Origin of the sequence: Streptomyces sp. NPDC007264 (genome assembly GCF_042869095.1) — a bacterium.
In the GTDB taxonomy this organism is placed as follows: domain Bacteria; phylum Actinomycetota; class Actinomycetes; order Streptomycetales; family Streptomycetaceae; genus Streptomyces.
In genome coordinates this window covers 1-13,637 of the sequence record NZ_JBIAFD010000014.1, presented here as the reverse complement: position 1 = coordinate 13,637, position 13,637 = coordinate 1, and the positions used below count along the sequence as shown (strand labels likewise).

Below are 13,637 nucleotides of genomic sequence, written 5' to 3'. Positions count from 1 at the left end.
GGGGTGGGACTCCGTGCGGGCTGCTCCTGCCCGTAGGGTGCTCGCATGACCGAGGGAGCTGGGGCGGGTGTGGCCGCCGTACGCGTGCAGGGGCTCTGGAAGCGGTTCGGGGAGCAGGTCGCCGTCGCCGGGATCGACCTGGAGCTGCCCGCGGGCCGGTTCATCGGGCTCGTCGGACCCAACGGGGCCGGCAAGACCACCACGCTCTCGATGGTCACCGGGCTGCTCAGGCCCGATGCGGGCACCGTCGAGGTCGTCGGCCACGACGTGTGGCGGGACCCCGTCGCGGTGAAGGCCCGCATCGGCGTCCTGCCCGAGGGGCTCCGGCTCTTCGAGCGCCTGTCCGGACGCGAACTCCTCGGGTACACCGGCCGGCTGCGGGGGCTGCCCGGCGCCGAGGTCGACAAGCGGGCCGCCCAGCTCCTCGACGTCCTCGACCTGGCCGGGGCCCAGCACAAGCTCGTCGTCGACTACTCGACCGGCATGCGCAAGAAGATCGGGCTGGCCGCCGCGCTCCTCCACAACCCGGACGTCCTCTTCCTCGACGAGCCGTTCGAGGGTGTCGACCCGGTCTCCGCACAGACCATCCGCGGCGTCCTGGAGCGCTACACCTCCTCCGGCGCCACCGTCGTCTTCTCCTCCCACGTCATGGAACTCGTGGAGTCGCTGTGCGACTGGGTCGCCGTCATGGCGGCGGGCCGCATCCGCGCCCACGGCCCGCTCGCCGACGTGCGCGGCAGCGCGCCCACCCTGCAGGAGGCGTTCCTGGAACTGGTCGGCGCGCACGGCCGCGCCGCGGGCGCCGACCTCGACTGGCTCGGCGGCGCCCGATGAACACGCCGGGGATCACCGCCACCGTCGTACGGCTCAAGCTGTCCCTGCTGCGCAACGGGCTGCGGCAGTCCGCGGGGCGGCGGGCCGCGTACGTCACGTCCCTCGTCGTGGTACTGCTGGTCGCGGCCCTGCAGCTGATCGGCCTGATCGTCCTGCGCGGCGCCGTGCACGCCGCCACGATCGCGGTGCTGCTGGTGGTGGTCCTCGCCCTCGGCTGGGCGGTGATGCCGCTGTTCTTCCCCAGCGGCGACGAGACGCTCGACGCGAGCCGTCTGGTGATGCTGCCGCTGCGCCCCCGGCCCCTCGTGCGCGCCCTGCTGGTGGGGTCGCTGATCGGCATCGGGCCCCTGTTCACGCTCTGCCTGCTCGTCGGCGCGGCGATCTCCGTGGCGCACGGGGCGGCCGCCTACGCCACCTCCGTCGTCGCCGTCGCCCTCGCGCTGCTGGTCTGCCTGGCGCTCGCGCGGGCCGTGGCCGCCGCCAACAGCCGGCTGCTGACCAGCCGCAAGGGCCGCGACCTGGCCGTCCTGAGCGGGCTCGTCGTCGCGATCGGCGCGCAGCTCGTCAACTTCGGTGCCCGGCAACTGGGTACGACGGGTCTTTCGCGGCTGGACCCGGTGGCGGACGTGCTGCGCTGGCTGCCGCCCGCCTCCGCGATCGGCGCGGTCGACTCCGTGAGCAGGGGCTCGTACGGCGTCGCGGCCGCCCAGCTGGCGCTCGGCGCCGGAGCGGCGGCGGGTCTGCTGGCCCTGTGGTCGCGCAGCCTGACACGGCTGATGACCTCGCCGGACGAGTCCACCCTCCAGGCCGCCGAACCGGGCCCGAAGGAGCGCACCACGACGGGCCTGTCCCGGCTGCTGCCCCCGGGCCGCACCGGCACCGTGGCGGAGCGCAGCCTGCGCTATGTGTGGCGCGACCCCAAGACCAAGGCGGCGTGGGTGACCTCGCTCGCGATCGGGCTGATCGTGCCCGTCTTCAACGCGTTGCAGGGCTCCGGCTCGATCTACCTCGCCTGCTTCGCGGCGGGCATGCTCGGCGTCCAGATGTACAACCAGTTCGGGCAGGACACCTCCGCGTTCTGGATGGTCGCCACGACGATCTCCGCCGCCCGGGACGCCCGCGCCGAACTGAGCGGCCGCGCCCTGGCCCTGCTGCTGATCACGCTGCCGTACGCCACCCTCGTCACCGTGGCGACGACCGCGCTGCTCGACGCCTGGCCGAGGCTGCCCGAGGCGCTCGGGCTCTCCTTCGCCCTGCTCGGCGCGATGCTCGCCACCGGCGCCTGGTCCTCGGCCCGCTTCCCGTACTCCGTCCCGCAGGAGGGCTACAAGAACGTGGTCCCCGGCCAGGCCGGGCTCGCCTGGATCTCCATCGTCGGCGGCATGGTCGCGGCGGCCCTGCTGACCTCGCCCGTGATCGCGGCGACGATCTGGCTCAACGTCACCGCGGGCGGCGACGACTGGACCTGGCTGCTGCTGCCCGCGGGCGCCGGGTACGGGGCGGTGATCACCCTGCTCGGTCTGCGCCTCGCGGCACCGCGGACCGCGCAGCGCCTGCCGGAGATCCTGGCGGCGGTCAGCAAGGGATGAGCGGACCGCCACGGCGGGCAGGCACAACGATTTCGCCCCCATCTTCGAGGAAGCAGATGTGGGCTGTGTCACGTTCGAGTTGAATGAGGGCGAGCGAGCGGACGAACGCGCAGTACGTGCGGACGCAGCAGCCTGCAGGGGGTTTCAGGTGAGTGCTTCCCGGCGTAGTGGGACAACGGACGAGCTCGGGCCGGAGGAGCCCGAGCGGGACGGTGCCGATCTCCTCGCCGCGCTCCTCGACGGGATGGACGCGGCCCTGTGCGCCTTCGACGCCGACGGGATCGTCACCCACTGGAACCGCGAGGCCGAGCGGATCCTGGGATGGACCGCGGCCGAGGCCGTGGGGCGGCGCGGGTTCGCCGGCTGGGCCGTGCGCACCGCCGACGCCGCCGAGGTCGAGGCGCGGCTGATGTCCGCGATGACGGCACCCGGACGCCAGGTGCACGAGTTCGCGCTGCTCACCAAGGACGGCGGGCGGGTGCTCGTACGGACCCAGTCCGCCGCGGTGCGGGGACCCGACGGAAAGCCGGCCGGGGTGTACTGCGCCTTCAGCGAGGTCCACGCGCAGATCGACCTGGAGCGGTCCATCGCCCTGAGCGAGGCCCTGTTCGAGGACGCGAGCTGGGGCGTCGTCCTCGTCGACGCGGATCTGCGGCCCGCCGTCGTCAACGCGTACGCGGCCCGGGCGCTCGGCATCGGACGCACCGCCGTGCTCGGACGGCCCCTCGGCGATCTGCTGGTCCAGGGCGTCGAGGAGTTGGAGAGCGCGCTGACCCATGTGCTCGCCGAGGGCGCCCCGCCGGCTCCCGCCGAGATGTGGGTGAGCGTGCGCACCGCCGACGGCGAGCGACGGCGCTGCTGGCGCAGCGGTTTCCTGCGGCTCGCCTCGCCGCTCGCCGAGGAGCCGGTGCCGCTGGGCGTCGGATGGCTGTTCCTGGACATCACCGAGGCCAGGCAGAGCGAGCAGGAGGCGGCGCTGCTGCGGTTCCGCTCCAACCAGCTGCACCGGGCCGGGCGGGCGGCTGCCGAGTGCGAGGATCCGGGGGAGGCGGCCACGGTCCATCTGGACTTCGCGCTCGCCGGGTTCGCCGATCACGCCCTGATCGACCGGGTGGCGGGCGGTGCGGTGGCGGACGGGGACGGGCCGGTACGGCTGGTGCGGGCGGCCGGGACGCCGTCCGGCGCGCCCGGGCCGAGCGTGCACGCCGACAAGGCGGGGCTGCCCGTGCCCTACGGCGACGGGCATCCCGCCCTGCAGTGCGTGGCGCGCGCCGGGTCGGTACGGGCCGACGCGGGCGACGGCGGCCCGGAAGCGGCCCGCGCCTGGGCGCTCGCCCGGCAGTGGCCCGGAGACACGGTGCACGCCCTGTGCACGGTGCTGCGCAGCCGCGGGCGCACGCTGGGCGTGGTGACCTTCCTGCGGGGAGCCGGGCGCAGCCGGTTCGAACGCGCCGACGCGGTCCACGCGGAGGACGTGGCGGTCCGCATCGCCGCGGCCCTGGACCTGGCCGACGCGCAGGAGGGGCCACGGCAGGCGTAGGGAGCGGCGCGAGGCCCCCGCGGCAAGCGGGACGGCACCCCGGGCATCCCACGGCGAGCGGCCCTACGGGCACCCGGCGGGCACCTCGGCGAGCGGCCGGACGGGGCCCCGGCACGCGGTCCGACGCGCCGGCGGCGGGCACCCCGGCGAGCGGTCCGACGCGCCGGCGGCGGGCACCCCGGCGAGCGGTCCGACGCGCCGGCGGCGGGCACCCCGGTGAGCGGTCCGACGAGCCCCCGGCACGCGGTCCGACGCGCCGCCGGTGGGGCCCGGTCCCGGTGCGGTGACGGCTTGGGCTACGCCTGCCGGTAGAAGATCCGGTCGCCGTACTCGCGCATCACCCGGGCGTTCCATTCGTGGCCGCCGTCCACGTTCCCCGAGCGCAGCAGGGGCGGCTCGATGCCGCGGTCCGCGAGGACGCCCGCGGCCGTGGCCATGACCGCCTGGAGCAGGGCCGTGGTGACGACCGTGGAGGCGGGCGCGAAGGGTGCCTCGATCGTGTCGAGGGTGAGTTCCGCGTCGCCCACCGCGATCCTCGAGTCGAGGACGACGTCGCAGTGGTCCTTGAGGTACGTGCCCGAGGCGTGCCGGGACGTCGTCCCGGTGGCGTACGCGACCGAGGTCACCCCGATGACCTTGACGCCCAGCGCGCGGGCGCTCGTCGCCATCTCCACGGGCAGCGCGTTGCGGCCGGACAGCGAGATGATCACCAGGAGGTCGCCGGCCCGCAGGGGGCTGGTGCCGAGGACCGCGCTCGCCAGGCCGTCGACCCGCTCCAGCGCGGACCCCAGCGTCGCCGGCATCACGTCGACGCCGACCACGCCCGGGACCGCGAGCAGATTCATCAGGGCGAGGCCGCCGGCCCGGTAGACGATGTCCTGGGCGGCCAGCGAGGAGTGCCCGGCGCCGAAGGCGAACAGCCGGCCGCCGGCGGCGACGGTGTCCGCGATCAGGGTGCCGGCCGCCGCGATCGGCTCCGCGTCCTCGTCCCGCACCCGCTGCAGCAGACCGATCGCCGCGTCGAGGAACCGCCCGGCCGGATCGCTCCCGCCCCGCCGCTCCCCGTCCCTCGGCTCCTCGCTCATACGGCTCCCCTTCGAAGTCCTGGTGTCCCGTTCCCGGCGGACGGTCCGTGCCGCGGATCACGTTGCGGTCTGGACCAGTGCGCTGTCAACACGGCCTGAACAAGGGTGGGACCCGCGCCGCCCGCGCTCTGCCGGTTTCAGCGGCGCGCCACGGTTGTCAGTGGGATGCGTCAGAATTGAGTCCAGGGCCAGCGCATGCCGGTCGGCCGTCGAGCCTCCGGCGATCTCATCGAGGGGCACGTATGTCCGGACTGATCGACACCACGGAGATGTATCTCCGCACCATCCTCGAGCTGGAGGAGGAAGGCGTGGTCCCGATGCGCGCCCGCATCGCCGAGCGGCTCGACCAGAGCGGCCCCACGGTCAGCCAGACGGTGGCGCGGATGGAGCGGGACGGCCTGGTGTCGGTCGCCGCCGACCGCCATCTGGAGCTCACGGACGAGGGCCGCCGCCTCGCCACCCGCGTGATGCGCAAGCACCGTCTCGCCGAGTGCCTGCTCGTCGATGTGATCGGGCTGGAGTGGGAGCAGGTGCACGCCGAGGCGTGCCGCTGGGAGCACGTGATGAGCGAGGCGGTCGAGCGCCGCGTCCTGGAGCTGCTGCGCCACCCCACCGAGTCGCCGTACGGAAACCCGATCCCGGGCCTGGAGGAGCTGGGCGAGCGGGACGGCGCGGACCCGTTCCTGGACGAGGGCATGGTCTCGCTGGCCGAGCTGGACCCCGGCACGGACGGCAAGACGGTCGTCGTGCGCCGCATCGGTGAGCCCATCCAGACGGACGCGCAGCTCATGTACACGCTGCGGCGGGCGGGCGTGCAGCCCGGCTCGGTGGTCAGCGTGACGGAGTCCGCGGGCGGCGTCCTGGTCGGCAGCGGCGGCGAGGCGGCCGAGCTGGAGTCCGACATCGCGTCCCACGTCTTCGTGGCCAAGCGCTGACCGGGCGGCCAACCTCTCTGACTCCAGGGGTAGTTGTGATAATCCCGCGATCGTACTGAAACCAAGATTCAGTGCGCGGAACCGCAGCGCGCGGGCCGTTCGCATGCGAGGCTGTCGCATGAGGCATATGACCTGAGGGGCTCTTGGCCGACACCGACAGCGATGTCACACGGCCAGGAAGGGGCGGGAGGATGTGCCGTACACGCGGGGAAGGCCCCGGCGCCCGAGAGCGCCGGGGCCTGTCCTCCCCTGTTCTGACCCGGAGCCCCGAGCTCTCAGGGTCATCCCCCTCGGACCGTTTTTCCCCGAGCGGTCCGCCTCCGCTGAAGATCTCCCCGCGGAGGCGGCGGCCAATCATCGAGAAGGGTCACCCAAAGGTGGGGTGTTGCCGCCGGAAAAGGCATTTTCGAATAGCCATTCGATAACGTGGCATCACCGCACGACGACGACACTCCGCGGCGACACTCCGCGGCAGCGGTGAGCGGCAACACCCGCAGGAGCAACACCCGCAGGAGCAGCAGCACGACAGCGGCAGTACGACGAGCGCGTGGACCCGTCGCTCGAAGGGGAGTGAGCGGTCCGGGCGGAGCAGGGGGTGCCAGACCATGGTGCGGCGCACCGATGTGACCGGAGCGGAGGGCCTACGCCTCGCCGCATGGGAGTTCGCCGATCCGCCCAAGACCAGGGAGCAGGAGCGGGCTCCGGGCGTGCTGTTACTGCACGGCCTCATGGGCCGTGCCTCGCACTGGGCGGCCACCGCCCGCTGGCTCTCCGAGCGGTACCGCGCGGTCGCGCTCGACCAGCGCGGCCACGGCCAGAGCGGCACACCGCCGGACGGCGTCTACACCCGAGAGGCGTACGTCGACGACGCGGAGGCCGCCCTCGAACAGCTCGACCTCGCCCCGGCCGTCCTCGTGGGCCACGCCATGGGCGCCCTGACCGCCTGGCAGCTCGCCGCCAAGCGCCCCGATCTGGTCCGCGCGCTGATCATCTGCGACATGCGGGCCTCCGCGCTCGGCGCCGCCACCCAGCGCGAATGGGAGAACTGGTTCAAGTCCTGGCCCCTCCCCTTCGCCACCCTCGCCGACGTCCGCAAGTGGTTCGGCGAGGACGACCCGTGGGTGGAACGCCCGAACCCGGCCCGTGGCGAGTTCTTCGCCGAGGTGATGGCCGAGTCCGCGGACGGCTGGCGGCCCGTCTTCGAACCGGAGCAGATGCTCAGGTCCCGCCAGACCTGGGTCTACGACGCGCACTGGGAGGAACTGGCCCAGGTACGGTGCCCGGCCCTCGTCGTCCGCGGCCTGGACGGCGAACTGGGCCGGGCGGAGGCCCAGGAGATGGTGCGGGTCCTGCCGCGCGGCCGGTACGCGGAGGTGGCCGACGCCGGCCACCTCGTCCACTACGACCAGCCGGAGGCGTGGCGTGCGGCGATCGAGCCGTTCCTGGACGACGTGTTCACACCGTGACCGCCCGGGCACCCGCAGCCGTCGCGGCCGTCTCCTCGGAAAAGCGGTTGATCCGGGGCCCGTCGGTTCCTAGGGTGTGGACCACACGGAAAGGAGGTGGTTCGGCAGATGTATGAGAACCGGACGTGTGAGGTGGCTGCGGGCTAGCGGCCCGCCACCACATCCAGTGCGGTGCCGGACCAGCGCGTGCGCAGCATGCGCAGCCGGCCAAATCCGACGCAGTCACCCGACCCGCGAGCTCGCCGGTATGTCCGGCCGGCTCCCCCGCCGTCAGGCGGAGGACCCGAGCTCGCGGGTCGTCTGCGTTCCCGGGCCCTCCCCACCGCGCCTCCGTGCACAGGCTCTCAGGGGCTGAGCCGCTCCACCCGCCACGTCCCGTCCGGCTCGGCGGTGTAGCGGAGGCGGTCGTGGAGGCGGTTCCCGCGGCCCTGCCAGAACTCCACCGTCCGCGGCGCGACGCGGTAGCCGCCCCAGTTCGGCGGCACCGGGACCTGGGTGCCCTCGGGATAGCGGGCGCTCAGCTCCGCGTAGGCGGCGTCCAGCTCGGCACGGGAGCCGATGACCGAGGACTGGGTGCTGGCCCAGGCACCGAGCTGGGAGCCGTGCGGCCGGGTGCGGAAGTAGGCGGCCGTCTCGTCGCGGCCGGTGCGGCTCGCGGTGCCCGTGACGATCACCTGGCGTGCCATCGGGTGCCAGGGGAAGAGCAGGGCGACCTGCGGATTGGCCGCCAGGTCCCGCCCCTTGAGGGAGTCGTAGTTGGTGTAGAAGACGAAGCCCTGTTCGTCGTACCCCTTCAGCAGGACCGTGCGGGAGCTGGGGCGTCCGTCGGCGTCCGCAGTGGAGACGATCATCGCGTTCGGCTCGTAGACCATGCCCTGCACGGCGGCCTGCGCGGCCTGCCTGAACCAGCGGGCGAACTGGTCCATGGGACGGGCCGCGAGCGACGACTCGTCCAGGCCCTCGGCACGGTAGTGGGCCCGCATCGCGGCGGGGTCGGGGCCCAGGTCCTCGGCGGGACCCTCGGCCGCGTGTTCGATAATGGGTTCGAGGAGGGGTTCTTCTGCGGGTTCGTCCGGGAAGAGGTCGGTCACGTCGATCATCTTGCCGTATGAGGCCCGGGCCGCCGGTGAGGGTGTGGTTCATCACGGGAATGGCACTGAGTGCCGCATCCTCTCCCCAAAGGTGGCACTCAGGGATATCGTGCTGATGCCACTCCGGTTGGATGACCGCCGACCGATCGGGGCATCACCGGAGTGACCGTTTCGGACCGCGAGTCTTCGAGGACGACCGTGGAACCGAGGCGGCGAACCGCTCCCGGCAGCTGACGTCCGCCACCCGCCGGCCCACGGCCGGGGCGGGCGGGGGACCCATCGACCACACATCCGCCGCACACATCATGAGGAGCCGCCTGATGTCCGACTTCGTACCCGGGCTCGAAGGAGTCGTCGCGTTCGAGACGGAGATCGCCGAACCGGACAAGGAAGGCGGGGCCCTGAGGTATCGGGGCGTCGACATCGAGGATCTGGTCGGCCATGTGTCGTTCGGCAACGTCTGGGGACTGCTCGTCGACGGCGCCTTCAATCCCGGACTGCCGCCCGCCGAGCCGTTCCCCATCCCGGTGCACTCCGGCGACATCCGTGTCGACGTGCAGTCGGCGCTGGCCATGCTCGCCCCGGTGTGGGGCCTGAAACCGCTGCTCGACATCGACGTGGAGCAGGCCCGCGACGACCTGGCCCGCGCCGCCGTCATGGCGCTGTCGTACGTCGCCCAGTCGGCCCGTGGCCAGGGGCTGGCGATGGTGCCGCAGCGCGAGATCGACAAGGCGCACTCCGTCGTGGAGCGGTTCATGATCCGCTGGCGGGGCGAGCCGGACCCGAAGCACGTCGCGGCCGTCGACGCCTACTGGACGTCGGCCGCCGAGCACGGCATGAACGCGTCCACGTTCACCGCCCGGGTCATCGCCTCCACGGGCGCCGACGTCGCCGCCGCGCTGTCCGGCGCGGTGGGCGCCATGTCCGGGCCGCTGCACGGCGGTGCCCCCTCCCGCGTCCTCGGCATGATCGAGGAGATCGAGCGCACCGGCGACGCCCGGGCGTACGTGAAGCAGGCCCTCGACAAGGGCGAGCGGCTGATGGGCTTCGGCCACCGGGTGTACCGCGCCGAGGACCCGCGGGCGCGCGTGCTGCGCCGCACCGCCCGCGAGCTGGGCGCGCCCCGCTTCGAGATCGCCGAGGCGCTGGAGAACGCGGCGCTGGAGGAGCTGCACAACCGCCGCCCGGACCGCGTCCTCGCCACGAACGTGGAGTTCTGGGCGGCCATCGTGCTCGACTTCGCCGAGGTCCCGGCGCACATGTTCACGTCGATGTTCACCTGCGCCCGTACGGCCGGCTGGTCCGCGCACATCCTGGAGCAGAAGCGCACGGGACGTCTGGTGCGCCCCTCCGCCCGCTATGTGGGCCCCGGCTCCCGCAGCCCGCAGGAGGTCGAGGGGTACGGGGACATCGGCCACTGAGCCGCCTCGCGTCCGCGCGGGCACGGAGTGCCGCGTCCGCGCGGGCACGGAGTGCCGCGTCCGCGCGGGGTGCGCCGGCGCGCGGCGGTGCGGACCGCCGCGCCGGGAGCCGCGCCGGAGGTCCGGGGCCGGCGTGCGGGGCCGCGGATGCGGGGACGTGCTCGAGCCCGCCGTGAAGTCCGGATCCCGCCGTTCTCAGGCCGACTCCAGGTCACGGCGTCCTGCCCGAAGCCGCTGGACGGACATGTACAGTCACGGTCCCAGGTCCGTGTAGCCTGCTCGGTGCCCGGTGCCGTGCCTCACCGGGGCCGACCGGGTTCGCAACGATCGTCTTCGGCTTGGAGGGGACGGGTGGCAGTACAGCGGATCACGACCCGCAATGCCCGTTTCCAGCAGTTGCAGACGCTGCTCGACAACCGCACCAAGCGGGGGCGCGCCCGGGAGTTCCTCGTCCAGGGCGTACGGCCGATCACGATGGCCGTGGAGCACGGCTGGACGATCCGTTCCTTGCTCTACGATGCCGACCGCCCGCTTTCCCGATGGGCCGAGGACCTCCTGCGCCGTACGGGTGCCGAGCGCGTCGCGATGGCGCCCCGGCTGCTCGCGGAGTTGAGCGAGAAGGCCGACGGGACCGTGGAGGTCCTGGCGGTGGTGGAGATGGCGCCGGACAGCCTGTCGCGGATCAAGGTCCACGACGACTTCCTCGGGCTGGTCTTCGACCGGCCGACGCAGCCCGGCAACATCGGAAGCATCGTGCGGTCGGCCGACGCGTTCGGTGCGGACGGGCTCATCGTGACCGGGCACGCTGCGGACCCGTACGATCCCAAGTCGGTACGTGCCTCGACCGGCTCGTTCTTCGCCGTGCCCGTGGTGCGCAGCCAGTCGCACCACGAGGTCATGGAGTGGCTGGAGAAGGAACGCGGTCAGGGGCGGCCGGTGACCGTCGTCGGCACGGACGAACACGGTGACGCCGATGTCTCGGAATTCGACCTCACCCAGCCGGCCCTGCTGCTCGTCGGCAATGAGACCACTGGTCTCAGCACGGCCTGGCGTGAGCTCTGCGACCATGTGGTCAGCATTCCGATGACGGGCTCGGCCAGCTCCCTGAACGCGTCGAACGCCGCCTCCGTCGTCCTCTACGAGGCACGCCGTCAGCGTCTGGCGAGGCGGCGCACGGTGTGATCCGCCACGCGTCGCGCGGCAGGACGAGTACCGGCGTGAGCGCCGGGGCGCCCTCAGCCCAATGCCTGCTCCAGCAGTGCCGTCCACTGGGTGACCACGCGCTGCCGGCGGCCCGCGTCGTCGGTGAGCAGGTTCGCCAGGCCCAGGCCGCGGGCCATGTCCAGCAGGCCCTGGACCGTTTCGCGGGCGCCCGGCCGGGACTCGTCGGCGCCGAGCAGGTCGACGGCGATGCGGTGGGTCTCGCGGCCGACGCGGGCCTCCAGCTCCGTCACCCGCGGGCGCAGCTGCTCCTCGTTCGAGGCGGCGACCCACAGGTGCAGGGCCGCGCGGAACAGCGGCCCGGTGTACAGGTCGACGAGGGCCGCGACCACCGCGCGGCGGTCGGCGGCGCCCTGCGGGAACAGGGCCCGTATCGCCGTGGAGCGCTCCTCCGCCACGTACTCGACGGCCGCCGTGAACAGGTCCTCGCGGGTCGGGAAGTGGTGCTGGGCGGCGCCCCGGGAGACTCCGGCGCGTTCGGCGACCACGGAGACCGTGGAGCCCGCCCAGCCGCGTTCCGCCAGGCAGGCCACGGCGGCCTCGAGGAGCCGCTGCCGGGTCGCCCGGCTGCGGTCCTGCTTGGGCACGCGTTCGGCCGTGCTCACATCGCCCATGCGGGGTCCCGTCGTTCGAGGAAGGCCGTCATCCCCTCGCGGGCCTGCGGGGAGGAGAACAGCCGGGCCGAAAGCGCGGTGAGGTCGGCCGCGTCCCGGTCGAAGGTCTCCAGCACATTAGCGGTGAGCAGCCGTTTCGTCTCGGCCAGGCCCTGGGGCGCGGCCCGGCGCAGGCCGTCGAGCACGGGCGCCAGGACCTCGTCGACGTCGTCGCCCGCCGCCGTCAGCAGCCCCGTGCGGACGGCCTCGGCGGCGTCGAAGCGTTCGCCGGTGAGGTAGTAGCGGGCCAGGGCGCGGGGGTCGGTGCGCGGCAGCAGGGGCAGGGAGATGACGGCGGGGGCGACACCGATGCGCACCTCCGTGAAGGCGAAGGTGGCCCCGGCGGAGGCGGCGGCGATGTCGCAGGCGCCCAGCAGCCCCAGGCCCCCGGCCCGTACGTGCCCCGTCACCCGGGCGACGACGGGCTTGCCCAGTTCGACGATCTGCCGCAGCAGGTCGACCATCCCCTCGGGGCGCGGGGCGTCGCGCAGGTCGGCGCCCGCGCAGAAGGTGTTGCCGGTGTGCGTGAGGACGACGGCGCGGACGTCGCCGTCCTCGGCGCAGCGGGTCAGGGCGTACGTCAGGCCGCCGACGAGTGCGGCCGACAGGGCGTTGCGGTTGCCCGGCGAGTCGAGGGTGAGGGTGGTGATCCCCCGCTCGTGCGCGGTGTGGACGAGTTCGGTCATGAGCGCTCCCTGAGTTGCCGGCGCAGGATCTTTCCGGAGACGGCCCTCGGCACGGCGTCGATGAAGGTGACCCTCCGGACGCGCTTGTAGGGGGCGACGCGTTCGGCGACGTACATCATGACGTCTCCTTCGGAGAGGTCGCCGGCGTCCGGCTGGCGCACCACGAAGGCGTGCGGGACCTCGTTGTTGTCGTCGTCGTAGACGCCTATGACGGCGGAGTCCGCGATCTTCGGGTGGGTCAGCAGGAGGGCCTCCAGTTCGGCGGGGGCCACCTGGAAGCCCTTGTACTTGATGAGTTCCTTGACGCGGTCGACGACGAACAGCCAGCCGTCCGCGTCGATGTGTCCGACGTCCCCGGTGTGCAGCCAGCCGTCCTGGTCGATCATCGCGTCGGTCGCCTCCGGCCGGCCCAGGTAGCCCTTCATCACCTGGGGGCCGCGGATGGCGATCTCGCCGGTCTCGCCCACGCCGAGTTCCCGGTCGGGGTCGTCGAGGGAGAGGATCCGCATCTCGGTGCCCGGCAGGAGCTTGCCGACCGTGCCCGGGGGCGGGTTCTCGGCGCCCAGCGGGACCACGTGCGTGCCGGGGGACAGTTCCGTCATGCCGTACGCCTGGCCGACCGGCGGCAGGCCGAGCCGGCGCGAGCAGGCCGCCGCGAGCTCGGCGTCCAAGGGGGCGGCGGCGGAGACGATGTATTTCAGGGACGACAGGTCGTAGCCCTCGACAGCCGGGTGCTTGGCCAGGGCGAGGACGATCGGCGGGGCGACGTACAGGTGCGTGATGCGGTGCTTCTCTATGGCGGCGAGGAACGTCTCCAGCTCGAAGCGCGGCAGCACGACGACCGTGGCGCCCAGCCTGAGGGGCGCGTTCATGAGGGCGGTCAGCCCGTAGATGTGGGACAAAGGTTCTAAAGGACAGCCGAGCATCGGGCCCCCTCTCCCCTGCACTGAGGTGCGGTTTTTCAGAGGGTGGCAGCAGGCGCGAAAACAATCAAGCGTGCCTGCATGATTCGTGCTCTAGGTGTATTGCCCTGTGAGGTTGGGAACGCGGCTGGCGGGTGGCTGGCCTTTCAGCGCGGTGTGTCCGCGGTGGTGATTGTAGGTGTGCAGCCAGCCG

General features: G+C 72.9%; 11 protein-coding genes and 1 pseudogene. 7 read left to right on the top strand and 5 right to left on the bottom strand.

The annotated features are described in order from the left end of the window. Nucleotides 1–45: 45 nt before the first annotated feature. From ACFYMU_RS23285 to ACFYMU_RS23275, 3 genes are all read left to right on the top strand, one after another. Nucleotides 46–834, top strand: coding sequence for an ABC transporter ATP-binding protein (locus tag ACFYMU_RS23285; RefSeq protein WP_388376278.1), 789 nt, complete (start codon nucleotides 46–48; stop codon nucleotides 832–834). After that, on the top strand, nucleotides 831–2,423 hold the full coding sequence (locus ACFYMU_RS23280; RefSeq protein ID WP_388376275.1) for a transporter: 1,593 nt from the start codon (nucleotides 831–833) through the stop codon (nucleotides 2,421–2,423). Before ACFYMU_RS23285 ends, ACFYMU_RS23280 begins: the two co-directional genes overlap by 4 nt. A 148-nt stretch (nucleotides 2,424–2,571) precedes the next feature. Continuing rightward, entirely contained in the window at nucleotides 2,572–3,963 is a 1,392-nt protein-coding gene (locus tag ACFYMU_RS23275) for a PAS domain-containing protein (protein ID WP_388376273.1), read from the top strand. A 296-nt stretch (nucleotides 3,964–4,259) separates the two neighbouring features. Here the strand turns inward: ACFYMU_RS23275 and ACFYMU_RS23270 are convergent, their stop codons facing one another. After that, nucleotides 4,260–5,048, bottom strand: a complete 789-nt coding sequence (locus ACFYMU_RS23270; protein ID WP_388376270.1) for an SIS domain-containing protein — start codon at nucleotides 5,046–5,048, stop codon at nucleotides 4,260–4,262. 242 nt (nucleotides 5,049–5,290) lie between these two features. On the opposite strand from ACFYMU_RS23270, the gene ACFYMU_RS23265 reads away from it, so the two are divergent. Continuing rightward, a complete protein-coding gene (locus tag ACFYMU_RS23265) occupies nucleotides 5,291–5,983 on the top strand; it encodes a metal-dependent transcriptional regulator (RefSeq protein WP_388376267.1) in 693 nt (230 codons plus the stop codon). A 605-nt stretch (nucleotides 5,984–6,588) separates the two neighbouring features. Beyond that, on the top strand, nucleotides 6,589–7,449 hold the full coding sequence (locus tag ACFYMU_RS23260) for an alpha/beta fold hydrolase (protein WP_388376265.1): 861 nt from the start codon (nucleotides 6,589–6,591) through the stop codon (nucleotides 7,447–7,449). A 344-nt stretch (nucleotides 7,450–7,793) separates the two neighbouring features. Here ACFYMU_RS23260 and pdxH read toward each other — a convergent pair whose 3' ends face one another. After that, nucleotides 7,794–8,432 carry a pyridoxamine 5'-phosphate oxidase gene (pdxH, locus tag ACFYMU_RS23255; RefSeq protein ID WP_388376662.1) on the bottom strand — a complete coding sequence of 213 codons (639 nt, stop codon included), beginning with the start codon at nucleotides 8,430–8,432 and terminating at the stop codon, nucleotides 7,794–7,796. A 428-nt stretch (nucleotides 8,433–8,860) separates the two neighbouring features. Between pdxH and ACFYMU_RS23250 the strand changes: the two genes are divergently transcribed. After that, entirely contained in the window at nucleotides 8,861–9,961 is a 1,101-nt protein-coding gene (locus ACFYMU_RS23250) for a citrate synthase 2 (RefSeq protein WP_388376262.1), read from the top strand. Between the two features lie 351 nt (nucleotides 9,962–10,312). Next, nucleotides 10,313–11,143 carry an RNA methyltransferase gene (locus ACFYMU_RS23245; protein WP_388376260.1) on the top strand — a complete coding sequence of 277 codons (831 nt, stop codon included), beginning with the start codon at nucleotides 10,313–10,315 and terminating at the stop codon, nucleotides 11,141–11,143. A gap of 53 nt (nucleotides 11,144–11,196) precedes the next feature. Here ACFYMU_RS23245 and ACFYMU_RS23240 read toward each other — a convergent pair whose 3' ends face one another. The 3 genes and pseudogenes from ACFYMU_RS23240 to ACFYMU_RS23230 all read right to left on the bottom strand — a co-directional run. Next, the gene (locus ACFYMU_RS23240) at nucleotides 11,197–11,796 is read right to left on the bottom strand and encodes a TetR/AcrR family transcriptional regulator (RefSeq protein WP_388376257.1); all 600 of its coding nucleotides are present in this window, start codon (nucleotides 11,794–11,796) and stop codon (nucleotides 11,197–11,199) included. Continuing rightward, the gene (locus ACFYMU_RS23235) at nucleotides 11,784–12,521 is read right to left on the bottom strand and encodes an enoyl-CoA hydratase family protein (RefSeq protein ID WP_388376254.1); all 738 of its coding nucleotides are present in this window, start codon (nucleotides 12,519–12,521) and stop codon (nucleotides 11,784–11,786) included. Before ACFYMU_RS23235 ends, ACFYMU_RS23240 begins: the two co-directional genes overlap by 13 nt. Then, a pseudogene (locus tag ACFYMU_RS23230) lies at nucleotides 12,518–13,426 on the bottom strand (AMP-binding protein); the annotation flags it as partial. The gene ACFYMU_RS23235 and the pseudogene ACFYMU_RS23230, both read right to left, overlap by 4 nt. Nucleotides 13,427–13,637: the final 211 nt, after the last annotated feature.

Excerpts from the sequence above, each read along its gene's own strand:
- pdxH (WP_388376662.1), bottom strand. The coding sequence starts at position 8,432 with ATGCGGGCCCACTACCGTGCCGAGGGCCTGGACGAGTCGTCGCTCGCG.
- ACFYMU_RS23270 (WP_388376270.1), bottom strand. The coding sequence starts at position 5,048 with ATGAGCGAGGAGCCGAGGGACGGGGAGCGGCGGGGCGGGAGCGATCCG.
- ACFYMU_RS23235 (WP_388376254.1), bottom strand. The coding sequence starts at position 12,521 with ATGACCGAACTCGTCCACACCGCGCACGAGCGGGGGATCACCACCCTC.
- ACFYMU_RS23280 (WP_388376275.1), top strand. The coding sequence starts at position 831 with ATGAACACGCCGGGGATCACCGCCACCGTCGTACGGCTCAAGCTGTCC.
- ACFYMU_RS23240 (WP_388376257.1), bottom strand. The coding sequence starts at position 11,796 with ATGGGCGATGTGAGCACGGCCGAACGCGTGCCCAAGCAGGACCGCAGC.
- ACFYMU_RS23260 (WP_388376265.1), top strand. The coding sequence starts at position 6,589 with ATGGTGCGGCGCACCGATGTGACCGGAGCGGAGGGCCTACGCCTCGCC.
- ACFYMU_RS23265 (WP_388376267.1), top strand. The coding sequence starts at position 5,291 with ATGTCCGGACTGATCGACACCACGGAGATGTATCTCCGCACCATCCTC.
- ACFYMU_RS23285 (WP_388376278.1), top strand. The coding sequence starts at position 46 with ATGACCGAGGGAGCTGGGGCGGGTGTGGCCGCCGTACGCGTGCAGGGG.
- ACFYMU_RS23250 (WP_388376262.1), top strand. The coding sequence starts at position 8,861 with ATGTCCGACTTCGTACCCGGGCTCGAAGGAGTCGTCGCGTTCGAGACG.